The sequence below is a fragment of the Halioxenophilus sp. WMMB6 genome (assembly GCF_033283405.1).
GTDB lineage: Bacteria > Pseudomonadota > Gammaproteobacteria > Pseudomonadales > Cellvibrionaceae > Halioxenophilus.
Map to the genome: position 1 here is coordinate 1 of NZ_JAWMQR010000003.1, position 25,853 is coordinate 25,853.

General features: G+C 51.9%; 18 protein-coding genes. 9 read left to right on the forward strand and 9 right to left on the reverse strand.

All coding sequences use genetic code 11. The annotated features are described in order from the left end of the window. Positions 1-107 precede the first annotated feature (107 nt). The gene (locus SBL51_RS08995) at positions 108-464 is read right to left on the reverse strand and encodes a transposase (RefSeq protein ID WP_317930582.1); all 357 of its coding nucleotides are present in this window, start codon (positions 462-464) and stop codon (positions 108-110) included. Between the two features lie 93 nt (positions 465-557). On the opposite strand from SBL51_RS08995, the gene SBL51_RS09000 reads away from it, so the two are divergent. Beyond that, on the forward strand, positions 558-950 hold the full coding sequence (locus SBL51_RS09000; RefSeq protein WP_317930583.1) for a helix-turn-helix transcriptional regulator: 393 nt from the start codon (positions 558-560) through the stop codon (positions 948-950). Between the two features lie 87 nt (positions 951-1,037). Then, on the forward strand, positions 1,038-1,520 hold the full coding sequence (locus tag SBL51_RS09005; RefSeq protein ID WP_317930584.1) for a DUF3592 domain-containing protein: 483 nt from the start codon (positions 1,038-1,040) through the stop codon (positions 1,518-1,520). 4 nt (positions 1,521-1,524) lie between these two features. On the opposite strand, the gene SBL51_RS09010 is transcribed toward SBL51_RS09005, so the two are convergent. From SBL51_RS09010 to SBL51_RS09020, 3 genes are read right to left on the reverse strand one after another with little or no spacing between them, the layout of a single operon-like run. Further along, a complete protein-coding gene (locus tag SBL51_RS09010; protein WP_317930585.1) occupies positions 1,525-2,118 on the reverse strand; it encodes a tetratricopeptide repeat protein in 594 nt (197 codons plus the stop codon). An 8-nt stretch (positions 2,119-2,126) separates the two neighbouring features. After that, complete coding sequence (locus SBL51_RS09015; RefSeq protein ID WP_317930586.1) at positions 2,127-3,023, reverse strand: RHS repeat-associated core domain-containing protein; 897 nt, start codon at positions 3,021-3,023, stop codon at positions 2,127-2,129. 3 nt (positions 3,024-3,026) lie between these two features. Next, complete coding sequence (locus tag SBL51_RS09020) at positions 3,027-8,717, reverse strand: hypothetical protein (protein WP_317930587.1); 5,691 nt, start codon at positions 8,715-8,717, stop codon at positions 3,027-3,029. Positions 8,718-10,351: 1,634 nt separating this feature from the next. Here SBL51_RS09020 and SBL51_RS09025 point away from each other — a divergent pair. Together SBL51_RS09025 and SBL51_RS09030 are read left to right on the forward strand one after the other, a co-directional pair. Further along, complete coding sequence (locus SBL51_RS09025; RefSeq protein WP_317930588.1) at positions 10,352-12,766, forward strand: LapD/MoxY N-terminal periplasmic domain-containing protein; 2,415 nt, start codon at positions 10,352-10,354, stop codon at positions 12,764-12,766. Between the two features lie 351 nt (positions 12,767-13,117). Then, entirely contained in the window at positions 13,118-14,116 is a 999-nt protein-coding gene (locus tag SBL51_RS09030; RefSeq protein ID WP_317930589.1) for an AraC family transcriptional regulator ligand-binding domain-containing protein, read from the forward strand. Positions 14,117-14,932: 816 nt separating this feature from the next. Here the strand turns inward: SBL51_RS09030 and SBL51_RS09035 are convergent. Beyond that, the gene (locus tag SBL51_RS09035; protein WP_317930590.1) at positions 14,933-16,480 is read right to left on the reverse strand and encodes a tetratricopeptide repeat-containing sulfotransferase family protein; all 1,548 of its coding nucleotides are present in this window, start codon (positions 16,478-16,480) and stop codon (positions 14,933-14,935) included. A gap of 149 nt (positions 16,481-16,629) precedes the next feature. On the opposite strand from SBL51_RS09035, the gene SBL51_RS09040 reads away from it, so the two are divergent. Beyond that, entirely contained in the window at positions 16,630-16,938 is a 309-nt protein-coding gene (locus tag SBL51_RS09040) for a hypothetical protein (RefSeq protein WP_317930591.1), read from the forward strand. Between the two features lie 3 nt (positions 16,939-16,941). On the opposite strand, the gene dinG is transcribed toward SBL51_RS09040, so the two are convergent. Then, complete coding sequence (gene dinG, locus SBL51_RS09045; protein WP_317930592.1) at positions 16,942-19,065, reverse strand: ATP-dependent DNA helicase DinG; 2,124 nt, start codon at positions 19,063-19,065, stop codon at positions 16,942-16,944. A 14-nt stretch (positions 19,066-19,079) separates the two neighbouring features. After that, positions 19,080-20,273: a 1-acyl-sn-glycerol-3-phosphate acyltransferase gene (locus SBL51_RS09050; RefSeq protein ID WP_317930593.1), complete on the reverse strand. Its 1,194-nt coding sequence runs from the start codon at positions 20,271-20,273 to the stop codon at positions 19,080-19,082. 103 nt (positions 20,274-20,376) lie between these two features. Between SBL51_RS09050 and SBL51_RS09055 the strand changes: the two genes are divergently transcribed. From SBL51_RS09055 to SBL51_RS09065, 3 genes are all read left to right on the forward strand, one after another. Further along, on the forward strand, positions 20,377-20,877 hold the full coding sequence (locus tag SBL51_RS09055) for a YchJ family protein (RefSeq protein WP_317930595.1): 501 nt from the start codon (positions 20,377-20,379) through the stop codon (positions 20,875-20,877). 201 nt (positions 20,878-21,078) lie between these two features. Beyond that, positions 21,079-21,375 (forward strand): hypothetical protein, encoded by a 297-nt coding sequence (locus SBL51_RS09060; RefSeq protein WP_317930596.1) that lies wholly within the window; start codon positions 21,079-21,081, stop codon positions 21,373-21,375. 320 nt (positions 21,376-21,695) lie between these two features. Next, entirely contained in the window at positions 21,696-22,745 is a 1,050-nt protein-coding gene (locus tag SBL51_RS09065; RefSeq protein ID WP_317930597.1) for a DUF3549 family protein, read from the forward strand. 30 nt (positions 22,746-22,775) lie between these two features. On the opposite strand, the gene SBL51_RS09070 is transcribed toward SBL51_RS09065, so the two are convergent. Continuing rightward, positions 22,776-23,246 (reverse strand): hypothetical protein, encoded by a 471-nt coding sequence (locus SBL51_RS09070; protein ID WP_317930598.1) that lies wholly within the window; start codon positions 23,244-23,246, stop codon positions 22,776-22,778. A 213-nt stretch (positions 23,247-23,459) separates the two neighbouring features. Further along, positions 23,460-24,482 (reverse strand): aspartate carbamoyltransferase, encoded by a 1,023-nt coding sequence (locus SBL51_RS09075; protein WP_317930599.1) that lies wholly within the window; start codon positions 24,480-24,482, stop codon positions 23,460-23,462. 412 nt (positions 24,483-24,894) lie between these two features. On the opposite strand from SBL51_RS09075, the gene SBL51_RS09080 reads away from it, so the two are divergent. Next, positions 24,895-25,842 carry a DUF2971 domain-containing protein gene (locus SBL51_RS09080; protein WP_317930600.1) on the forward strand — a complete coding sequence of 316 codons (948 nt, stop codon included), beginning with the start codon at positions 24,895-24,897 and terminating at the stop codon, positions 25,840-25,842. The last annotated feature ends 11 nt before the right edge of the window (positions 25,843-25,853 follow it).

The window sequence follows — 25,853 nt, forward strand, 5'->3', positions numbered from 1 at the left end:
CACATGGTACAACGCGCCAGCAAACTCAATTCGTAGAGGCCTCGCCATAACCCACTCCGGATTCTTAGAGAGATTTCTGGCCTATGCTAGAGTAATTTTGCGGAATGTCAAATGTAAGGCCTGACCCCAGCGCTTGCTCGCTCAACCAATATCGCTTTAAATCGACCTTGAAAAACATGGCCAACACGGCCATAACGACGGTTGAACGCCTGGGTATAGCCACCGTTGATATGTTTCATCCCTTTGGATAAGGTCGGCGCCTCGGTTTCAATCAACAGATGGTAGTGGTTAGACATCAAGCAATAAGCGTGGCACAACCAAAAGTTGCGCTCACAAGCTCGGTGTAATAACTCCAGGAAATATTGACGATCTTCATCGTCGAGGAAAATATCTTGACGGGCATTACCTCTAGCCGTCACATGGTACAACGCGCCAGCAAACTCAATTCGCAGAGGCTTCGCCATAACCCAATTGAATCTGGCACTGCTTTGCAGATTACCACACTTTGTAGTACCGTCAACCACAAAACTGGAACAGGCTAAAAACGGTGTTATGCTATGCCGACAATTTCCTATGGCTTTCTGGATGAGCAAATGACCCAAGACGATAAGGTATTTTTTAAAACGCTCGGTAAGTGTGTATCGGAGTTACGGAAGGAGCTGGGTTGGACACAAGCCCAGCTAGCAGAACATTTGGGAATTTCACAGCAGTTGATAGCGGCTTACGAGGCTGGCTCCCGCAAGATTCCAGCCTCTATGCTGCCAACACTGGCCAAGCTCTTTGCTGTACCGCTGGAACAGCTTATCGGGATAGCAGCCCTTCCCCCCAAGCGGGGACCTGCCTCCACGTTACAGATGCAAATGGAACAGATACATTCCATGCCTAAGAGTAAACAGAAGTTTATCACCGAGATGCTCGATGCCCTGATTAAACAGCAGCAATCGGCCTAACAAAAAGCCCCGGCCATCTCTGACCAGGGCTTCGCAGCTAAAAGAAAATAATTAAGTAAACTGTCCCTAGAATTACCAAAATAAAGAATGCAAACAATATCAACTCTAAAAGCTTTTCAGGTTTTTCTAATCGGTATTGGGTTACTACTCATTACTTTGTCGACATACATACACTTCAACGTACAAGAGCTTAAAACATCATGGAAGCACACACCTGCAAACTTGGAATTCGCTTATATTCAAAATCGGTCAAGTCCTGCACGTGGAGCATGGGGGAAAGACGTCGCAATACTAAAATACAACTATCTAGTATTAGGCAAACAATATACAAACAACAGGCTAATGCCTCTAGATTTCATTTTCATATCTAGAGACAAAGTAGATTCATTAGAACAAGGGAAAATAAATATTTTTTATAACCCTCAAAAACCTCAAGAATCTTTTATCTTCATAGAATACCCGTTAGTCGCATTATCACTAATGTTTTTAGCAGGGGTGGCATCTAGCTTTATTGGTATCTTCTTAGGAAGAATAATAAAAGCCCTTCTAAGTTTAGCTTACAAATTTTAAACAATTAGGCCACTAACATTCTTCGGTCAATTTTGAGTCTCTTTCCCAGACTTAAAGACAAGCGCGTATAACGCAACCAAAGTTTAAGCGCTGTACCAGGCTGTATTTTAAACAAAAGCCTTGCAGCATTTCGCAAGGCTCCTATATGACCAAGCGTCATTGCCTTCTGGTAAAACGCCAAAGCTTTTTCTACATCCTCTCGGACACCTAACCCCTTCTCATAAATCAAACCAAGGCCATAAAATGCGCCCATTTCACTAGAATCTTCCAATAAAGAAAGATGATAATGGGCTTTATCAAAGCGTTGAGAGAAACCAGAAAAATCAAGATAAATACGCCCTAATGCCAAGTGAGCTTTAGGATCATCTAAAACTTCTACTGAACGCAAATACCAAACTTCCGCCTCAAAAACATCACTACTTACACCACCACCGCCTCGCTCATAAATATTACCGATTTCAACCAAAGCCGCAGCACAACCTTCTTGAGCCAATTTTTTGAATCGAAACAATGCACCCGTTTTATCACCCTTTCGATATAAATCAACAGCATCAATCCAACGGCCATCAAAATCATCCTTCTCAATATTTCTATACATAAATTGTATTACTGACTCTCAATAACAGTGCGTATTGCGCTATCTACCTCTGTTCGCCTTCGTATATTCTCAGTCTGCCTAAGAACTCGAACAACATCATCAACCGTACCATCTAAGACAACATTTCCAGAATTCGTTGTTGTCATAGCACATAGCGAACCTGCCAAACAGAGAAATTTTCCATCAACATTCACATTAGGCTTTGTAACCGTTAAACGCCCAGCAGCGCTTGGTAAACGGCCTAGCCCAGCGGCACCTAAAGTTCCCCCAGTTAGCTCACTAAACGTTTCCGCCATTTCTGGAGAAATACTGTTTGTACAATTAGGCTCACAATATTTTTGAAGCTCAGCATGTTTCAACTTCAAATTTTGCTCAGAGAAAGGATTTATGCGTTCCCAAAGACTTGGACCATTTTCGCTTTGCATCTCTTGTGCATCATCATTCTGATCCCCAGCCCCTTCAGAAAGACCCTCTCTATGCTCACTCACCGACCGTCGATATAAATCCTGCAACGAACTAGACTCCTGCCCAGTGGGATCCACAAACCTATACGGATTACTGTTGGCATAAGCATAACGATTAAATGAGTGAATATCCCTAAACCCAACCGGATCATCCGAATAAAACCGTCCAATCTCCGGATTGTAATACCGCGCCTGAGCATACACCAAATTCAGATCAAAGTCCTGTTGATGCCCGGTATAGCCAACATCCTGTTGCAGTCCATCCAACGCCGCCCCAAAGGGCTGATAGTGACTGCGGCTCACCACCCCACCCTGGGCATCGGTTACCATAATGGGCGAACCCAGTTGGTCAGTATGGTAATAGGTAACTTTTGCTTCGGCCCGGCCAACAACGATAAATAACAGGCTGATTAGTAGAGTAAGCGTTGCTTTACAAGTCATTGCTTAGAGTCCTGGAGTGTCGTATTTAACAGTAATTTTGGCGGACTTGCTGGCGGAACGGCTACCGTAGGAGCAGGTAACCGTGACGTTAGTATCTGTCGAAGCAAAAGCCGAAGTTGAGCTTGATGCCGCCAAATTATCCTTGTAGAGGACCCCACCATCGAAGGTCAGTTTGCACTTGATGGTATTGCTAGAGGACCAGAAAATGGTGAAGCTACCAGGTGTGCTTAACACCGTTGGATTTAACGTAAGGGAGTTAATAATGGGGTAGTCCACCACCACGGTTTTAGTCGCCCATCCACTGCAACCACTGGCGTTACAGGCATGCACTCGGAAGGAGTAGCTGTTTTCAGTCTGATTGCTGTAACTCTGGCTGGTAGCGTTACCGGAATAGACATTGCTATAGCTGCCGCTGCCAATTTTACGCTGCAACACATAGCTGGTGGCGGTATTAACACTACTCCAACTCACTGTAAAGTTACCATCCCCCACCAAGGTCGGCAGCGTTAATGACGGTGCAGCGGGAGGGTGCAACACGGTAACCGATGTGGACGTCTTCCAACCCGAGCAAGTTAAATTACAGGCTTTCACTCGATAAACGTAACTGCCATTAGCAAGATTGCTGCGGGCGACACTCGTGCCAGCCTGATTGGCTATGGTGGCCCAACTACCGCCGTTTAACCGCTGCTGAAGTTGATAACTGGTGGCAGTGGCGGCGGAGGACCAGCTAACGGTGAAGGTTCCATCTGCGTCGGTGCTGGTAGGCACAGTAATTGAGGAAGGAGCTGCCGGCGGTAACAACACCGTAAAACTGCCTGATGTTCTATCAGCAGAGCAACCTCCAGCATTGCAAGCTCGCACGTTATATTTGTAGCTACCGCTGGTTTTGCCCGATAAACTTTTGCTGGCGGCACTACCATTATGAACCAATACCCAACTACCGCCATCCTTTTGCTCGCGCAACTGATAGCTGGTAGCGCCAGACACCGCAGCCCAACTGATAGTGTAGCTGCCAGAAGTATTGGTCGATGACGGCACAGTTATACTTCCCGGCACTGTAGGGGGGTGCAGAACGGTAACCGTTGTTGAGGTTTTCCAACCGGAGCAAGTTACGTTACAGGCTTTTACGCGATAGAGATAATTACCATCCGCCAAGCCACTACGGTTGACACTGGTACCAGCCTGATTAGCAATAGCCACCCAAGAACCGCCGTTAAATTGCCGCTGTAACTGGTAGCTTGTCGCCGTGGCCGAAGCTGACCAGCTAACGGTAAAGGCCCCGTCACCATCGACACTTGTAGGCACCGCTAGGGATGCAGGCACAGCTGGAGGCAACAACACCGTGAAGCTCGCCGATGTTTTGTACGACGAACAACCCACACTGTTACAAGCTTTTACTCGATAGCGATAACTACCGTTCGTTTGGCCACTAATACTCTTATTGGTGGCTGAACCGGTATAAACATTTGCCCAGCTGCCAGCATCTTTCCGCCTCTGTAAGCTGTAGCTATTGGTATAGCCAACGCTGCTCCAGCTTACCGTGTAGCTGCCACTGGTTTGGGTACCACTGGGCACAGTGATACTGCCTGGTGCGACAGGCGCAAATAAAATAGAGGCATTCTGTACGGGCGAGAAAGGCCCACAGCCGGCTGTATTACAGGCCGCCACCCGAAACGGATAATCACCACTTGCCGTAAAGGTTACCGATGCCGTGGTTTCGTATGAGTTGGATCGTGATAACCAATGGCCGTTGTCCTGCTGCTGCAACAGATAAAAAGCAGCCCCGCTCACCCCACTCCACGTGAGAGCAACATCCCCTATGGCACCTACAGTAGTATCGATAGTCAGTGTGGGAGCCGCCGAAGGTGGTAGCTGTTGCGCACCGTGATCGTCCCTAGCCACCATACGGCTGCCCAAGTAGAGATAGTCATAGCTGGTGCCTGTGCTGGCCAGTTTATGCAACAGCTGGCCACGCAGACTATAAACCGAAAAAGTATCCTCACCACCCCCTGTGCTAGTGATTCGGCGATTATGACCATCGTAGGTAAAGGCTAGGTCACCACTGGCTTCCAATTGGTTCGCTTTATTAAATTCGAACGTACGTTCACCATTACCGGTTACATTACCCTGGTTGTCGTAGCTAAAACTTTTGTTAGTGGCGCCGGTAACGGTGGCAAGACGATTGGTTGTGGCATTGTATTGATAACTTAACTGCTGATCACCCAAGGTTTTATATTTGATATTACCCAGCAGGTCATACTCAATAGAACCCAATCCCCACGGGCCGTTGGCTTCTGTTAAGCGATTAAGACCATCGTAACCCAAACTCAAGTTATAGTAGTTGTCGTGCAAGTCGGTAATATCAGAAATATTACCAGCATCGTCATAGATTAGGCCTTTTCCCGCAAGGATTGTGGAGCCTTGCTTTTCGGATAAGACTTCCGGCAACTGACGAGAATTCAAGTTAGTGGTGTGTACAATTCCATTACCATAAACAAACGAATGTACCGAGCCGTTGGGATGATAGGTTACGTTACTTGCATAAGAACCAACTTTTGTCGGCCGACCGAAGGCATCTGGCGCATAGTCTACCGTTACATTAGAGGGATAGGTTAAGCTGCTCTCATCGCCACGCACATTGAAATCGTGTTGAATATGGAAGGAGTAACTGCCAACGGTTAATAGTTCATGTTCCAACAACCCCAATTCATTGTAATCGTAGGTCCAACTACTGCCATCGGAACTTGAGACTGAGGTTAGTTGCCCCAGGTTGTCGTATACGGAAATAATATCGGGCGTTGCATCCGGGTAGAGTGTTGCAACGCTGTTACCATGATTATCGTACTCAAAGGATATTTTATCTGCTTCGGTTGCAGCGGCAGTTTGGCAGCCAGACCCGGTTAAAGACAGACCCTTGGCTTGCCAAGCGAGCTGCCCACCCGATAAATAACTGTAAACAGTGCTGCCGGTCTCTGGGCGAGCAACCCGGCACAGGCGCTGATAGCTATCGTAGTAGCGGCTCTCGGTAACCCCCCCTTGGGTGATGGCTGTAACATTATCAAACAGGTTGTAATTTAGCGTAGTAAGAACACCTTCTGGGGCACTAATGCTCGTTGCATTCTCATTAGTCGGGCTGCCGTACGCCAAATAGGAGGTCGTGGTAGAGTTGCCCCTGGGGTCAGTTTTGCGAACCCTGTTGTTCGACAGGTAGTCGGTAGTAACACTGGTTTGGTCTACAGTCTGCGTTACCTCTTTTTGCCGCCCTAAACCATCATATCTATAAAGTATACCGTCAGTAATTGCGGCGCTGTCTGACCAATAGGATTCAAAAATTACCCCGCCATAATGATCAAACTCTTGTTTCTTATAATACTTTATCCCTGAATTGGTATCGGCCCTTACCGTTAGTATTGGCCGCAACAGACCATCAAAATAGTTAGTTTCAGTCAGAGCATCTAAGGTGCGGGTACGCTTGTACAAACCGGCGGGAAGACCTAACGAAGCAAGCTCGGTAGATGACGCTTGTTGAAAGTTGAGATTAACTGATGCAAAAGGTCCGCTGTAGTCGATTAATTCTAAGCGCCCAAGCGAGTCGTAATCGTAGTTGGTCGTAACCTGATCTAAATTGGTTACCGAGTTTATGCGGCCATCATTACCGACAACCATTGAAGCCGAAAGTACACCGGCTCCAGTCGGGCTCGGTAAAGAAATACTTTGTGCGATACCCTGCTTATAGTTGCTGTACTTTATCCATTGACTAACATTTTGATCTGTTGGCCTATTGTATTCAATTTTTTTCAACTCACCGTTCGAATGATAGTAATAGCGATTTACCCACACCCCATACATTCGCTTCTCTTTAGGGAGATATTTCTCTGCATCAGCCGGCAAATAATAGTCCGTCTCCGCTACAGTAGTGGGGCCACCTCCATTTGTGGACAGCTTGGTCTCTGCGACAACATTGAGCAGTTGATAGGCTGCGTTGTCACTGTCGTACTGTTCAAAGATTGAGGCGGAAGTTCGATTCCACGCTGAGCTTATACTGTTGTACTCCTTGACGACGGTTGGTTTATCGTAGTCATTGAAATCACTGTACTCTGTTGAGAAAGTAGTTTGAGTGGATTGGGAAAACTCAGTAGTCACATCTTTAGTAGTTCTCATACCGCACTGTTGCGGCCATGGGTTACCGGTTAAGAATATAATGCTGGTACTGCAAGTACCCATTTCGCCCTGATGATCCACGTAGCGCAATAGAGTAGTGCCGTCGGTATCGTAGTGCGCTGTACGGTAATTAAAGCCCTCTGTTTCGTCAAAATTTCTGGAGAATATATATACCGTTTTAGATCCATCCGGAGCGAACACCGAGGTCGATTTCACTTCTGTAGAATCGACCCAAGTAGGAACCGGATGAGAGATACCCACCGCCTCTTCAGGCGCATTGGTATAAGCACCTGCGTTTTGTGAGTACTGATATCTCCAACCAATGGGGCTCTTGCCGGGAATTTCCAGTGTTTTACTGGCAACACTGGCCGCAACAAAACAATCCCGGGTCGAGGGAATAGCACCATCCACTAACGGAACGCCAGTTCTCCATTGAGTGGTAGGACGAACAGTAAAAATTCCTTTAGTACCATAAGGGTGGGTAATCTCTGCGACATATTCACTATCCTTGGCATAACAGGAAAAATACGGCCCCTCATCAGGCATTAATTCGAGCTTATTATTGAGAGTTATCAGCTCATGAAAATCAAAGCTCCAGGCGCTTCCATCAGGCAAGTTGACGTTAGAAAGCAACCAACTATTTCCAAATTGGGTATACTCGTAACCCCAAACACCTTTGGGAGTGGTAACAGACTCCACATAATTGTTGGCATTGTAAGCAATGGTAACTACCCGACCGTCCGTCGAACTGACTCTTGTTAATTTCCCGTCCTGGTAATTAAAACTTATCTCGTTACCAAAACGATCTTTAATTTTTGAGACATACAAATAGTAGTAGTAGATATATACAGCTTTGTGATTTTTTACTATCGTATTCGCCTTTTTAATCACCGGAATGTCAAACTTGTATGTCAAGCCATCTGGAGATTGGGCAAGATACCCTTCTTCACCGTCTGCACGCGTAATACATTTTAATCGCCAGTTTGATTTAGTCTTATGAATCCAAGGCGCACTTTCAAACTCTGACACCTTATCATTGACAACCCCGGGAACCACTAAATTAATACCATCGTAATACTCTAGTGCACGCACTATATCGGTGTACGACCCGGCCTCAACATCACCCGGCTCTTGCGGCCCACTGCATTGATGTCCCTCCCCCCATGGCGACCCAACAATACCACTACTGTCCTGTAGAACATTTGCCCTTATATGCGGAATCTCAAATTCCCAGTCCGCCATATCGTAGTCGCGCTCGTTCCGGCTTCTACTACGCCACGCTCGAGAAATACTAATATCCATCCCATTGGTGCCACCTAGAGAAACGTCGGTATGACCAAAGGTTAGTGAGCCCGTTGCCAAATCCAATCGTTCACCCAGTAACTCTGTGGTCTCCGGAGTAATACTTTCGGAGACCTTCATAGTGTTCATAGCGTAGTAGGGCAATGTGTCGGATGCAGCCGCCCTTCCCAGCAACGGCAAGGACAAACAGAGTAAAAACGAACAAAATTTAAATAGTTTTACTGGCGTCACTAGAATTTTCCCTTTTAGCAATCAATAAATTTTCCGGCTACCTCATTAATAAATTACTTTTTATTTTAAGCAGACAGCAGGAACTCCAACCCCTTGATTGAAACCTCAAGCAGACAGTTCACATTACTTAAGGGAGCATTACATCGAGAACCCAAACAGGATGAGACCTACAACCCAGGCTCAGAGCCACCACTCAAAAATATTTTTATCTTTATTTTTCAAATTCTAACGATCACATATTTTTTTTGTCAAACAAGCTACCACCAATAGGCCAGACAACCGATTAACTCAGAAAACTCAACAACTTAATACATTCGCACAATAAATCTCCCACTTTATTAATCAATTAAACCGATTTCCTAACCCCTAATTAAAAAAAACTGGGCGTCAGCTATTTTTAATAATCAATTGTTTTATATCCACCACGCATAACTGTAATTTTTTACACCAAAATTTCATAAAATAATCGAACCCCGGGCCAAAATTAGCTCTCCCAAAATACCCCCCAACAAAAAACTTTCCTTACCCAATTGGCATCATAAAAACAGCGCCCGCACAAATCACACCAAAATAAATTGTTCAACAACTAAAACGACCAATACCACCCAACAATATTCAACACCTATACCACCAATGCCACACCAACCCACTCAAGAAGAATCAATATATATATCTATGCAACCATTATTAGCGAACGGATATCATGCGCATCATCAGTGGAATACCCTGCGCCACCAGAAGGTGGCAACATCTCTTAACAATCAGTTACAGCTATTGCAAAAAATAAATCTGGTATTTTCATTAATCATTATCGTCGAGCGCAATTTCCATACTAAATTACAACTCCTCACTCAGAAAAATAGTGCTAAACAACCAGCCCGCTCCTGACACGATAATTTTGAAAATTGGCAAAGCATGCCAATGGCCACACACAGAACCCCATGCAATATGCCAATCTATTATTTTTTGAGAAAAACCTATAATAAAACGTAGAGCTCCGCACCCATGTGATACAGACTCTACTCTGTGGACTACTCTTTCTAATTCGGTGACTGGTTTATCTTCTGATCTCTTACCCATGACCAGCTAATTAATCATCACACTTCAAATAAAGCACTGCGACAGAATTAATAGTTGACCAAAAAGATTTCGCACCTCTGATTTACACCGAACTCAAATTGCCAATCTCAACTGAAGCACCCTCATTTATCATTAATGGCATGTACCTTTATATAGTTTTTCAACAACACCGAGCTTGTCTCTCAGTAAGAGTCAATTTCGCTTTATATAGATAATCTCACTTAAACTGCTAGCTCCAATCCAATACCTAATTTCCTTTTCCACCCCAAATAAAAGGATCAATTTATGTTAAGAACTGCCTCTTAATTTCCAATCCGCGCCCCTCTCACTAATAACCTGTCACTATTAACAGCATCCGCTGTTATTGCTTTATAAGTTCCCATCAGCGGAATTACCCGTCGGCACCTCCTCTCCCCCTTGCAATAAACTGCTAAATCACTCCACAAAACTGCACTCAACCATTCAAATTCCCGCCTCACTATGCCAGTATCACCAGCTGCGCTCTTCTCTCTACCACGACCCCGCTCGCCCACAGACCCGTTACGAGGTTTTGCATGGTTGCTGCTAACTTAAAAATATTTATCGCCGCCCCCGCGGATGTTGCTGCTGAACGTCAGCTGGTGTTGGAGGCGATAGAGCAGTTGGCGGTGGCAAACACGGAGTTTGCCGATATTGAACTGGTCAGTTGGCAGGAGGCGGAGCGGCTTACTCTGGCGGTGGCCAACCAGGGGCCACAGGTGCGCCTGCACCGGCAGGTGGTGGAACCGGCGGATTGCGATTTGGTGGTGGTAATTTTCTGGGGGCAGATTGGCGAGCCCCTGCCCTCACCCGATTTGGTAAAAGACAACGGCGAGGCCTACCTCTCTTGCACCGAGTGGGAGTTTGAAAACGCCCTGCACTCACCCAAGCAGCCACGTATTTTGGTCTACCGCCGTACCGACCCGATTCTGCTAACCGCGGAAGACGCCAACCTCGACGAAGCGTTAAAGCAGCAACAGCAGGTGAACCTCTTTTTTAAACGCTTTGATAACGGCGATGCCTCGCTGCGCGGTTACTACCACAAATACCACGGTATAGAGCAGTTTCACGCGGCCATTGCCAAAGATCTGGTTACCCTGGTGCGCCTGGCCGACTATGAAAAAACCAAGGAGTTAGCCCAGGCCACCTGGCAACAAAATCCCTACTGTGGTCTGCTCGAATACAACCAATCACAAGCCGATATCTTTTATGGCCGAGAAGCAGAGATAGAGAGCCTCTGCCAAAAATTCATCAACGGTTGCCAACTGTTGGCCTTGGTGGGCGACAGTGGCGTGGGTAAATCGTCGTTGATGCGCGCCGGGGTGGCACCCTATTTGGCAGCGCCCAACCCAGGCGGTCAACCAGCCTGGCAGGCCTATTTTACCCGGCCCAACCACAACGATTTTTTGGCGGAGTTTGGCGAGCAGTGCAGCGACGCCTCGGTGGCCGATACTATCAATGAGGTTTTGGGTAGCGACGAAAGCGGCGGCCAGCTTTTGTATGTGATCGACCAGGCCGAAGAGCTGTTAGCGGTGGAACAACCGCTGCGGCAAAAGGCGCTGGCAGCGATTAACGGCTTGCTGGCCTGCAACCGGGTGGCGGTGGTTTTAATTTGCCGCTCGGACTTCTACCTTCAATTGCAGAGCCAGCTCAGCCTGGAGATTAAACTCCGCTTGCAGGAGGAGACCTTTTTTCTCTTCGAGCCCACAGCAAGCCAATTATTGGATATTGTGCAAAAACCGATTCAAAAATCGGGCTTTGATATCGATACGGATGTGGTGGCCAATATTCTGGTGGGGTTGCAAAACCCACGCACCTCGCTTGCCCACCTTAGCCTGTTAATGAGCCGCTTGGTGGAAGAGGCCGAAGAGAGCAGAGCCATCACCTTTAAGCACTTTGCCAAAGTCGGTGGCCTGCAGGCGATTATTGCCGATGAGGCCGAAGCGGTTTACGACCAGTTAACCGACGAACAGAAAGCCCGTTTTACCGTGATTTTCAGCCAGTTGATTCTCTGCGATGAGCAGCAGCGCTACAACCGCGTGTCGCAACCCTATGCGCATTTCAGCCACCGATTTGCTGAGGAGTTGGTGTTAGAGCGCTTTTTGGAAGCGCGGCTACTCACCATGCAGGAGGAGAGCGGCGGTGAACGCACGATTGAGCTGGTGCACGACTCCCTACTGCTGTATTGGCCGCGTTTAAAATCTCTGGCCGATGAACAACGCCAGTTGCGTTTATGGCGTGAGGAGGTGCACTTAACCATGAGCCGCTGGCAACGCAGTAATGAGCCTCAACATCTGCTGCGCGGCGCCAACCTAAGCCGGGCCGAAGCCTTACAATATGCCGATGCCCAGCCTTGGTCCGCGGAGGAGATCACCTTTATTGAGGCCAGCCTCGACTACCGCAACAGCATCGTCCATAAAATTGGCCAACTGTTTAATAGTCATGTGGGCATGCTGCTGATTGGCCTGGTGGTGCTAACGGGTGGCCTGTGGCTGCTCGTGCAGCAGACGGCAGCGGTCACCAGCCAGCAATTGCAAAGCGACGCCCAGCAATTGGCGGTGGCCCTGGCCAACCGCTGGACACAACCACTCACACAGCCAAACGATTCACTGACGCCCTTGGTGAAGGCGGAATTTAACCGGGGCCAATACCAGGCACTCACCTTACAACCCATGAACGGAGAGACCATCACCTTCAGCCGGCCAGAGGCTGACCACTGGCTGGCCGCGCTGCTTGAGGCAAACTCGGCAGAGGCTCCCATTGTTATGGGTGATCCGCAAGCGGTACTGGGCAGTCTGTCACTAAGCCTGGATAACACCCCCTATCTTCAGGCGTTAACCAGGGTAAGCCTTATTTCACTCGCAATTATCGCACTCTACCTGGTCCTCATCGGCTGGACGCTGGTATCACTTAAGGGCAAACTAAAAAGACTCCAGCTGATTATTAATTAAGCAGGCGCAGACCAAAACCCCAACCAAAAGCCCAGCCCACCCTCCTTAAATGGTTTGGCCGTTAATCCTCCCCACTACTCAGTGTTGTTATTCACCCGGCAGCTCTTCAGCCGCAGGCAGGTTCGCTGGCGGTAGCCCATCGACGCCCATCCCCAACAAGGAACCAGTACTCGGCCCATTGCCACCCTTTAGCGGTTATTGGTGAGCTGAAGCGGACAAATTGGCAAAAGCCCGATAATTTGACGGTTTCAGTACCGATGGCACCGGCACACAAGTCACTGCTGGTATTGAAATGACCATCGGTACACAAATTGCAAAGATGGCTGGTCAAGGATGAGGTAGTCGCAATATATGAAGCCAATCGTTTCCCAAGACGCAGATGTGCTCAACAGCCTGCGTCTGGCCACTAAAAATCTCGGCATTGAATTAGAAGATGCTGTTATCAAAATGGGCCTGCCACCGGACCTGCTAAAAACGCCGGATCAGTTTGTGCCCAGCCTGCTGTTTAACAGCCTGTTTGAGTACCTGGCCCAGGATTACCACTGCCACGATCTAGCCCTGCACGCGGCCAATCTGTTGCAGGCACCGCAGCTGGGTTTACCGGCCAGGGTGATGTCGTTGAGCCGCAATTTCAAAGAGGCATTGGATAAGGCAGCCCAATATGGTGCCTTCTACCGCGACACTGGCCCCTGGCAGCACCAAGTTAGTGATGGCCTGGTTACCCTGTTTAAGCCGGCCAATCCCTTCGGCAGCCAACATTTTCGCCAGCGCAACCTGTTTGGCACGGCCCAGATGTACCAGCTCATTTGCCAGCTGTCGGGTAATCTCTGGCGGCCCAGCCGGGTGAGTTTCAGCTTCCCCGACCCAGGTGCCCGCTTTACCTACACCTTTCACGACTTCTTCCAGTGCGACCTGGCCTTTAACCAGGCTGTGGATGCCATTCACTTCCCTGAGGGCTATTTGGAGTTCAACATCACCAGCGCCGACGCCTACCTGTTGCGCGGCGTAGAGATGCATATCGAGGCCCTGCAACAGGAGGTGATGACCGGCAATGATCTGCTGGCCCGCGCCAAGCTGATCATTAATCAGCGCTTGAGCTTTGCCAGCTGTACGCTGGAGGAGTTGGCCAGCTATATGGCAACCACTCCAGAAAGCTTAAGCCAACATCTGGCCGAGCAAGGGCTCAGTTTTGATGATCTGTTAGAGCAGCAGATTTCCGAAAAAGCCAACTACTACCTCACCGAATTCCACGCCCCGGCCGAGCTGATTTTATCGGCGTTAATGCCCAACGACGAGCCGCGATTAAACGAATTGTTGGTGGATAAACTGGAAGGTAAGCAGCAGTGGTAAGCTGTTTACCTATCAACATAAAAAATCTTCCTGATTTTTTATGTTGTCGCTGAGCAAAACACGACGATATTACGTGGAATCTCTTGGTTTCACTCAGCTCGCAGGCACTGGCCGTGCCTGGGCAGCACATCCTTGTGCTGCTGTTTACCTACCAACACCCAAAAATCTTCCTGATTTTTGGGTGTTGTCGCCGATTAAAATCTGGCGATACTGTGTGAAGTCTCTGGATTTTAATCAGCTCGCAGACACCTTTGGTGTCTGAGCAGCACATCCTTGTGCTGCTGTTTACCTACCAACACCCAAAAATCTTCCTGATTTTGGGTGTTGTCGCCGATTAAAATCTGGCGATACTGTGTGAAGTCTCTGGATTTTAATCAGCTCGCAGACACCTTTAGTGTCTGAGCAGCACTTCCTTGTGCTGCTGTTTACCTGTTCTTTACCTACCAACACCCAAAAATCTTCCTGATTTTTAGGTGTTGTCGCCCGAAAAATCCTGGCGATACTGTGTGAAGTCTCTGGATTTTAATCAGCTCGCAGACACCTTTGGTGTCTGCGCAGCACATCCTTGTGCTGCTGTTTACCTGTTCTTTACCTACCAACACCCAAAAATCTTCCTGATTTTTGGGTGTTGTCGCCGATTAAAATCCTGGCGATACTGTGTGAAGTCTCTTGGCTTTTCGGGCTCGCAGACTCCTTCGGTGTCTGAACAGCACATCCTTGTGCTGCGGCCCACGGGTAACCCTTTAGGAATCTGTATTTTCAAGTCGTTGGCATTGGGCAAGGGCAGTGATCAGTGTTTTTAGAGGACTCAATTACTTAGCCCGTCTCCAACTCCGGCCAGTAGGGGGCGAAGTTTTGCCAGTAGGCGACGGCGGAGTTGTAGAGTGGTTGCTTTACCTGGCTGGAACTGGCGGTGGCGACACTGCGCTGGTTTTTATAAAACGCCAGGCACTCCTCCTGCCAAGGTAGTCCGCAATAATCCAGCAGGCGTTTGGTCTGCGCATTCTGGTCCGCCACCAGCTCTTCGTATTGAAAATCCAAAAATCGCCCCGGCAACAGCTGCCGCCAATAGGCCATTAAATCTTCATAGGCATCGTAGAACTGGAAGCTGCTCTCCAAGCCGCTGGCGTAGCGTATTTGCGCTACAAAATTGGCTTTGTAGTTGGAGACCACCACATCGCGCCGGTCACGCTGGCAGTGAATAATTTTGGCGTTGGGGAAGAGACAGTGAATCAAGCCGATAAAGCGAAAGTTGTGCGGCATTTTGTCGGTAATAAAACGGGCGTTGCCATCAAATTGGTGCAGCAGCCGCCGATACTCCGCCGCTATTCCCGAGAGTTTTTCGCCGGTTATATTTTGCAGGGCAAGGCCGAAATCTTCGTGCAGCAGGCCATGGCTGCGCAGCAGTAGCGACTTAATAAAATTGAGCTCACCGGCACCATACACCTGGCTGTGGCTGGCCAGAATCTGCTCGACTAACGAGGTACCCGAGCGCGGCATGCCGACGATAAAAATGGGTGTTGCATCGGCGTTGCCAAACTGGCTGAAGCGCTCGATAAACTCGCTGTTTACACACTGTTTGATGGCGCTGAATTGCTGCTCGGTCTGCTCATGCTGGTAGGGAGCCACAGTGCGAAACAAGTCGTTGGCAGCCCGGTAATTATTGGCCGCCTGTTGGTAGTTGTTTAGCTTTTCAAAGGCCTTGGCCAAGCCAAAGTGCAATTCGGCCCGCGGTCCGGGTGGCAGCGCTTGCTGCTGGCAATTCAGCATCGTCTGCAGGTGCGGGTCGCTTTCGCTCTGGTACTCGTTAAGCTCGGCAATGCGATCGTGCAGGCCCACCAGGTTGGGATTAATTTGCAGGGCCTTTTGGTAGCAACCGATGGCACCGGGCTTATCACTCATCTCCGCCAATACGGCCGCCAGGTTACACCAGAGCCCTGGCTGATTACCGGCTGTTTGCAAAGCGGCTTGCAACACGGTTTTGGCCTCGCCCAGGCGGCTTAGCTTCTGCAACACCGAGGCGTAGCTGGAGTAGAGTTTTAGGTTGGGGTTGGGTTCCTGCAAGCCGCGCGCGCACACCTCGGCCGCCCGCTGATAATCGCCCAGAGCAGAGAGCGCCAGGGCCAGGCCGTTGTAACCCAGGGTATAGCCTCTATCGCAAGCGATGGCCTGCTGAAAATGGCCTATTGCCTCCGGCTCCCGGCCGGCCATCGCTTTGGCCACCCCCAGTTGATAGTGCAGGCTGGCATCACTGGGGAAGGTGGCCAGTAACGGTTGCAGTAGCTGCTCGGCCTTGGCGAATTGACGGCTATCCAGGCAAGCCTGTACCTGACCACGCAGTTGTTCGTATTCCACTAGCGCCATGGGCTGCTGTTTCCCCATTCCTGTGTGATTAGTTTTGTGGTGGTTACCGTTAGCAACGGCCCCGGTTATACTTTCGGCCGGCTGAACTCAATGTTTAACGCTAGTCTAACGTGAGTTACCCGCAAAGTAGGCAGAACACCGAGGTCCCCATGAAACGTCTTTTCGCCGCCCTTCTTTTAACCACAATCGGCATTGCCTCTGTGCAGGCCGAAGAGCCCAGGCCGGAGCCGGTGGGTGTGCTGGAAACCAACAGCCACCGGGTGATTATTCATCTGGGCGGCAGTAAGCCGCTCTACACAGTGTACGACCTGGACGGGAACCTGCTGGCCGACCTGCTCGACCACGATCAACTGATCACACAAATGCCGGAGCTGGAGGGGATTTTCCACAAAGGGGTGGCCAAGGATGCCAGCCTGGAGAAGGGTGGCAGCGCCCCATCCGATAAACCCTTTGAGTAGCCGTTAAAAGCTGCGCTTGTAGGGGGGCAGGCTGTCGAGCAGCGCCTGCCCGTAACGCCGGCGCAGCATGCGGTTATCGAGAATGGAAATTTTGCCGCTGTCGCTCTCGTTGCGCAGCAGGCGGCCACAGGCCTGTACCAGTTTGATGGCGGCATCCGGCACACTGATCTCCATAAAGGCGTTGCCGCCGCGCTGATCAATCCACTCCGCCAGCGCCGCTTCGATGGGGTCATCCGGCACGGCAAAGGGAATCTTGGCAATAATCACGTGGCGGCAGTAGTCGCCGGGCAGATCCAACCCCTCGGCAAAACTGGCCAGGCCAAACAGCACACTCCCCTCACCGTCATCAATCGCCAACTTGTGCTGGCGGATGGTCTCCTGCTTGGAGCGCTCCCCCTGTAGCAGAATCAGCTTCTTCAGTTTGGCCGGCAGTGCCTCGTAGACCTCCAACATCTGCCGGCGCGAGGAGAAGAGCACCAGCGAGCCCTGCTGGTAGTCGATCAGCTTGGGCAGCTGTTGCACCAGGGCCTGGGTATGGGCGGCGTTATTGCCGGCATCGGCGCTGTCGGCGGGGATAGAGAGCTCGGCTTTGGTGAAGTCGAACGGGCTTGGCACCAGGGTGTAGTTGCCCTCGGCCGGGGTACCGGCGCGCATGCGAAAACGCTCGAAGTGGCCCAGGGCCGATAGCGTGGCCGAGGTGACCACCGCCGCACAGCAGTGATCCCATAGGCTTACTTGTAAATTATTAGCCGCCAGAATGGGGCTGGAACAGATTTCAATATCGACATAGGCGCCGGTATCGAACAGGGTCAACCAGCGCGCCTTGGGCATGGCGCCGGGCGGGTCGGGCTGGGCGTAGCTGGCCCAGAGCTGCCAACAGGCCTCGGCCCGGGTCGACCACAAACCCGCCACTGGGAACCAGTTTTCAATGTCGACCTTGGGTACCGGGCTGTGGCGATCCTCGAGCAGATCTTCCAGCTCGATGGCGATCTTATCGAACACCAGGTGCAGGTCGCTGAAACTCTGTTTCAGCTCTGCCGCCAGCTGTTGCAGGTCCTCCCCCACGACGCCCTGGTCAAAGCGGTAGCGCGGGCTGTGTTCGCTGCTCTCAGCCAGGTCGCCGGCCAGGGATTGCAGCAGCGGCCAGAGCCGCTCCATCTGCCCTTTGCAGGCCTCCAGAGGCTTAGGCAGCTGGTCGATCAGATAGGTTAAATCGCTCGACTGGCTGAGATCGCCCAACATGGTGGTAATGCTTTTGATGCACTGGTCCAGCCAGCGGGTGGTGCTGATCACCCGCAGGTGGTGGGAGAAGTGGTTGAGGGCTTTGTCGGGCAGGTGGTGGCCTTCGTCAAACACGTAGATGGCATCGCCCGGCGCCGGCAGAATAGCGCCGCCGCCCAAGGCCAGGTCGGCCAATACCAGGTCGTGGTTGGTAACAATCACATCGACATTGGCCAGGCTTTCGCGGGCCTTGAAGAAGCTGCAACTGGTAACGTTGGAGCAGCGCCGGCCGGTGCACTGGCGGTGGTCGGTGGTCACCCGAAACCAGAGCCGGTCTTCGAGTTCATCTTTCCAGTCGTCCTTATCGCCGCTCCAATCCCCCGCCGCCAGGGCGTTGATCATATTGTTGTAGAGCTGCATGGCATCGGCGTCGATGGTGGGCTGCTCATCTTCGTAGAGTGCCGGCATGGCATCGACGCCACCAGACTGCTCCGAGAGGATGCGATCGAGCTTATTCAAACAGAGGTAACGGCCGCGCCCCTTGGCCAGGGTGTAGGAGAACTCCAGGCCGGAGTTCTCTTTCAACTCGGGCAAATCCTTGTGCAGAATCTGCTCCTGCAGAGCGACGGTGGCGGTGGAGATAACCAGCTTTTTACCGAGCAGCTGGGCGATGGGAATGGCCGCCAGCAGGTAGGCGACGGTTTTGCCGGTACCGGTACCGGCCTCAATCACACAGACGTGGCCGCCGCCCACCCGCTGGTGGTTCTCATCCAGCTCGACACCGGCCAGAGTGCGGGCGATTTCGGCGATCATCAGCTTCTGGCCGTAACGCGCCTGCAGGCCGCGCCCTTTCAGGAAGCGACTGTACGCGGTTTGGATGGCCTGTTTGGATTCAGCGCTGAGCATGCCCACCCGGCCGTTTAGGCTTGTGTCTGGGTGGCGTTGGCAACCCCCAGGGCATCGAGGTGGGCCAGCTTCGACAACACCGGGTTGGCGTAGCCGGCCAGGAGAATGGTTTTGTGTTGGTCGGGCACACTGTTCACCCGGCGTAGCAGCTCGGCCACCGCGGCTTCCTGTTCATCGGCATGGAAGTGAGTGCCCTCTACACCAAAGGTAAGCGCCTCGGGCACCTGCTTGTAGAGCTGCTGGTAGGCGGCCAGATTGCTGGCGTGCAGCACGTAGTTGGCGTGGATCTGGCGTTCAATCTCAAGCGCCACCGCTTCGGCATCGTTAAAGCCGGTACCCAGCACCTCGCCGAAGGCCATGTGCACGTGGCCTTTAAAACCGGCGATACCCTTGGCAATGCTCTCCACATCTTCGTGCTGCTGTTTGGCGTATTCACCCACGGTTTGCAAATGGTGCAGTTCGTTGGCCTTGGCGGTGTCGCACGGGTCCCACTCATAGGAGATAGCCACCGGTACGATACGCAACTCGGCGATGTAGTCGCTGAACGACTCCTGCTTGGGCTTATTGAGGCCAAACATGCTGATAATGGCGCGGTTGGTGATATCGCGGCCATCTTTGGCCCGCCCTTCACGCTGGGCGATCCAGATATTGGATTTGTCCTGGGTGAGGGAGTGGTAAATATAGGCCGAGAGGTGTTTGGCCGCTTTTAATTTCTCTTTGGGCGACTTGGCCGAGCGGTTGACGATGAAGGTTTTATTCAAGCGCATCAGGTCTGAGACATACTGCTTGGAGAGCAGGTTATCGCCAATGGCGATGCGCAGTGTGGAAAAACCGTTGTGGTGCAGCACCCAGTTGATGCAGGCCGGGTCCATGGCGATATCGCGGTGGTTACTGACAAACAGGTAGGGGCCGTTGCGATCGAGATTTTCCAGGCCGGAGAAGGAGATGCCAGCGGTGGTGGCATCAAGATTCTTCTTCAGGTAGCGTTCCAGCACGATTTGCCAGTCGGCCACGGTGTTGACGCCACGCAGCTCCCAGCTTAAAAAGCCCTTGGCCAACATGGCCAGCAATTTCGGGAAGCGCTTACTGGCTTCTGGAAATTTAAGGCTGGCGACGGCGCTCAGCAGCTCTGGTTCTGCCAGCAGTTTTTGTATGGTTGGCAGAACTTCTGCATCGTTATAGGGGCGGATGTCGTCGAAATTGCTCATAATCTCAGTGTAGCGTGTAGGCCCTGTTACTCCAGGGCGGCGCTCGGCCCCAATGGGCCGAAAAAGGCGCAAACATACCGAAAAACCCGCATAAATACTACCAATGGCCGAACCTCTAACTCCCTCCAGCCAGCAACCCTGCCCCTGTGGCAGTGGCAAGTACTACCGTGACTGCTGCCTATTGTGTCACCAGTTGCCCCGGGCCGCACTAACGGCAGAGCGCCTCATGCGTTCCCGCTTTAGCGCTTACGCCCTGGGCCTGTGGCAGTACCTCTACGACACCGGCCCGCAAACCGGCAGCGCCGCCGAGGAGATCCACGCCATGGCCGACTGGTGCGCCGACAAAACCTGGCTTGCCCTGAAGATATTGCGAACCCGTGCGGGCGGCCCCGCTGATAGCCAGGGTGAGGTGGAGTTTGCGGCTTTTTATCGCAACAACAGCAACGGTAAGCTGGAGCAGCACCACGAGCACTCACAGTTTGAGAAGCGCGACGGGCTGTGGCGGTTTATCGCCGGCCAGGGCCTGGCCGAGCTGGCCATCGGCCGCAACGAACCCTGCCCTTGCGGCTCTGGCAAAAAATTCAAACGCTGCTGCGCCGGCTAAGTTGGTGACACGCCGGCCGGTATAGCGTCAACCACGCCCACTCAATTTTCCGCTTCCGGCCAACCGGCCTGATATTTTCAACCCATTTGCAAACTGTTTGCACAGTTGCCTGCCACAATCCCCCGTCCCGATTACCCATTCGCTCTCTTTATAAGGTCGACCATGACATTGCTAGGCGACTATTTCACGCGGTGCAGGCTATTGCTGACTGGCCTGTTTTTGTTGGTGCTGGCTATTCTCTGGCGCTTGCTGCTGCCAGCGGGCTCGCCATCCGCCAATCAGTTGACTCAGGTGGTGAGCCGGGGGGAGATAGAAAACAGCATCAGCGCAGCCGGCACACTGGAGCCGAAACACTACGTGGAGGAGAGTGCCCAGGTATCAGACCAGGTGCAGAAAATGCTGGTTGAGGAGGGTGAAGAGGTAACCGCGGGCCAGCTGCTAGTCTCGATCAGCCTCTACCACTCGCTGGGGGTAGCGCCGGAGGCCGCCGACACATAGCTCAGGCACGGCCGCCGAGGCAGCTGCTAACCTCTTGGCCACTCCGGCATCTGGTAGCGATGCCGGTGAGCGGCAGTTTCAGCTCTGACCAGGCTGGTAACAGTGCTGGTCGATCAGCATGGGCGAGCGGGCATAGCGCACCAGCGAAGAGATCGTCAAATCGCTCCGCTCATTAGAATTATTATGCGTATCAAGGCCATACAGATCCGACCTAGGGCACGTATAGCCGACGAATTTCACCCTCATGGCGCCCACACCGGGGGTCAATCTGGGCTACAATGGCCAGCCTTTTGACCCATTCAATAGCGCAGTGAGACAAGATGAATAAAGTTGAGGGCATTACCGGCTTCTTCAAATACCTGGGAGCGGAAGCCCGCTACTTCGATTTAGGCCGGCGCATCCAAAATCTGCCCGCCAGCCAATTCACCAAGGCCGATCTGCTGCAGACGCCCTACCCTCACCCCTACCTGCGCCACGCCTGGCTGGGTGTGGTGTTCTGGTCGAAGCAGAACCAGGAGAGCCCCATGGTCTGGTCGCTCAAGCTGCCGCTGGATGAGCAGGGCTTTATCGCCCCTGCCGAGCGCGACCGGTTTCTGCAACAACTGCTGCTGTCTATAGGCAGCAATATTCAACGTGCCCAGTCTGGCCACGAGCTGGCCGCGGTACTCGACAACAACCCCTACGCCTTCACCCTGCCCGAAGATCGCCAAGCCGCCTTTCACGCCAAGGTGAGCGCCACACTGAAGCGCCCGCCCAGCCGCTTTTATCAACCAACACTGGACTACCTGGCCAAGCCTTCGGATGAGGGCTGGCAGAGTTTGGGCATTCAGGGGTTGGCCGATATCGCCGCGCGCTGGCAGGAGCACCAGCCGCTGCTGCAAACCGCCTTGAAAACCGTGCCCGCCCCGGCCTTTATCGGCCTGGCGCAACTGTTGGAGCACGAGGCTATCGATGTACGCCTGACTCAGGTACTGATCGACCGTCTGGAGGCCGAGCTCGGCCAATCGCAACCGGCCACCAATGTGATTGCCGCCGCGATTCGGGGAATATCCCACAGCCAGGCAACCGGCCTGCGCCGGCAGGCACTGGTAAAAGCGATGGCGATGATGCCCGAGGTGGATGTGGAGGTGGTGGCCGCCATCGCCTCGCGCTGCAGCGACGATCTGGCCGATGTGGAGCTGGGCTTACAGTTTTTGGAGATGCTGGCCAAACTTGGCCACGACAATTTTATTCAGGTGTTGGCTGATTTGATGGCGCTGCCGGAGTTGCGCCCGCACCTGATGCAGGCACTGCGCCATCCCAACCGCTCTGAAACGCTGGTGGAGGCCATCGGCGCACTCTTTAAAAGGCTGGAAGAGGCGGGGGTTTAGCCCCGCCGGCAGGCTTGCTTTAGGGAGTAGTTACTCTTCGGACTCGGTACGCAGGCAGAAAACCCACAAGCAGCGGGTTTCGTAGCTGGGTTCGGGGGTGGCGGCTGACATCTCAGAGGCGCTTAAGTGGCCATCACCATCGTCATCGATACTGGCAAACAACCCTAGAAATGAACTGTATTCGGAGTCGCTGATCTTGCCGTTGTGATCCAGATCGAGCTTGTCGAAGCGGGCCTTCAGGATCGCTTCCCGGCGCTTGGCATCACTGTGCAGGTACTCACCCACGTCCACGTCACCATCACCGTCGCCATCCATTACGCGGAACACCTTGTGTTTTTTCAGAGCAATCTCTTCGGCGGTAATGCGCGAGTCGCCATTCTGGTCGTACTTGGCCAGCAACCAGCTAGAGCGCGTTGTCTGACTATCATCGGCAGCAAAAGTGATGCTGGAAAAGAGCGACACTGTCGCAATTAAACTGCAATTACGTAGCCACCGATTCATCTTTCCACCCTCTGAGTTATTCGTTTAACGTTGTTACGCAGAGTAATACCGAGCGCACATTCGAACTGTGCGAGTTGTCACAGAAATCTCCTGCTTATTAGTTTTGTTTATTACAAGAATGGTTTTTAAATAACACCACGAACTAAGAGGAATAAGAAGGGCGAGGAATGGCAGCTGATTTTGCCACTCCCCCTACAGGCAATGGGCTAAACGTCAGCCCTGGTAGTTGCGGGAGGCGTTATACCAGCGCACCTCTTGCGCGTATTTGTCGACCAGGTCGGCTACGTCCAATACCAGGGCAAACAGAGCCATACGCACCAATACACCGTTATCCGTCTGCCGGAAAATAGCCAGATTGGGGTTCTGGTTGAGATCGTTATCCAGCTCATTGGCATCCGCCCGTGAATCCCGTGGCAGCGGGTGCATAATCACCGTGTTGGGCTCGCAAAATTGGGTGTAGATGGCCTGGTTGAGGCGAAAACGGCCCCGGTAGAGGTCGGCTTCATCTTTACTTTGGAAGCGCTCCTCCTGAATACGGGTGGAGTAGACGATATCGACGTGTTGAATGCTTTCGGTAAGTTCGTCGGTGATCTTCACACTGTGGCCGACGCTGCGCAGCTGGTCGATAATCTCCGGCGGCATAGCCAGCTCCTTGGGAGAGACCAGAATTAGCTGAATATCGCGGTAGAGCAACAGCAGCTTGGCCAGGGAGTGGACGGTACGGCCATATTTGAGATCGCCAATCATGGCGATACGCATACCATCGACACCGCGCCCTTTGCCCGCCAGCTCGCTGCGGATGGTGTAGAGATCCAACAGGGCTTGGCTCGGGTGCTCATTGGGGCCATCGCCACCATTGATTACCGGTACCCGGCTGGCCTCGGCAAACTCCGCCACCGAGCCCGCTTCCGGGTGGCGCATACAGATGACGTCGCTGTAACCGGAGAGTACCCGGGCGGTATCGTAGAGCGACTCGCCCTTGGCGATGGCAGAGCTTTGAAAACCGGTGGTTTCCCGTACCTCGCCGCCCAACAGGTTAAAGGCACAACCAAAACTGACCCGTGTACGGGTACTGGGTTCAAAAAACATATTCCCCAAAATGGCCCCTTCCAATACACGCGTCACCTTTTTCCTGGCTGCGTAGGGCGTCATTCTATCGGCAACACTAAAAATATGATCAATCGTCTCCCGGTCAAATTGAGAAATAGACAATATATGACTGCCGGTTAGATTCACGCTGCCTCCTGGACAAAAAAATTCTAAAACTGCGCTAAGCTTATGGAATGAGCTTTCCTAATATGAGGTAAAGCTACAGTTTGCGCAGAAACGGCACTATTCTAATGTACTGAGCAAGCAATTGACGAGCGGCCGACGCTGGAAAACCGCCGCGGCTCAAGGCCAGGCTCACAATGATTTAACATCTGCCAGCAGCGCCCTCGAGTAGGTGCCGCTGCTGCTGCCCATATAAAAAGAACAAGATCGTAAAACCACAAAATGAACCACACAGGGGTTAGGAGGCAAATGCCAGGTATGGCGATGAAGAAAATCGATAAACTTTTTGGCTGCTATGCCGATAGATCAACTGTTGCCCAAGGCACAGTCAATTGCGGGGCACCAGTTCACGTCGTGAAGTCAAGAAGGATAGATCGTGGTCAATCAATCAACTGACAGTCTCGTTAAGTATTGCGATGCCACCACCGCTGAAAAAGTCCTCACCTCACAAGCACTACGCTGGAGCGCCCCGCACCTTTTTTCAGACCCGTTCGAACTGTCGTACAACAGTCAACTGAACTTCACTCAGGACGACCTGTTAAAGGCGACGGTTCGACAGGCGGTGAACCTGATCTTCAGCGCGGAGACGCCGATGGGCAACACCCCCATGCTCCAGGCGATACGACGCTGGCGCTCTGAAGATCGGTTTCACACACCGGAAGAGGCGGAACAGGTATTACACGGCCTTTTGGAACAGATGGTGATCTCCCGCCAGGCGCAGATCGACCAACTGATGGACGCCTGGCGCAACTATGCCAGACGCCTGCGCATCTGCAGTTTTTTTGCAAAGCCCGATAACCTGGAAGCCTGGCAGTTCTTTGCGGACAACCACCGAGGTGTTGCCCTGCGTTTTCGCTGTGGCGATGACAGCAGCTTCACCAACCCCAGAAAGGTGACCTACCAGGATACCCGGCCTGAAATCACCCGCCTGAAAGATCAACTGGATGCGATCGTACGCAGTACTTCGGTCAACCCTGCAGCAGAATTTGCCAACAAATTTCTGACGAAGCCAAAAGCGTTTGCCGGACAAAAAGAGTGGCGCTGCCTGAAGTTGGCCTCCGAGAAGCAGTTGCACAGCCACGGCAGCGAAGAGGAGTACTTTAGCGATGTGCGCTTCGTCGGGCAGGATCTGGTGGCTATCTATTTTGGCGTGAACACACCAGAAAGCGTGCAACAATCGCTGGCGAAACTGGCCAAAGCGGCCAACCCCAAGGTGAGAATTTTTGTTGGCCATCAGCACGGCTACAACTTCGAGCTGGAGTTCGAACGCTTGAACCCGCCCGCAGCCCAAGGCCTGAACGAAACCTCTCAAGCCACGCTTTAACCGGCCCAGGC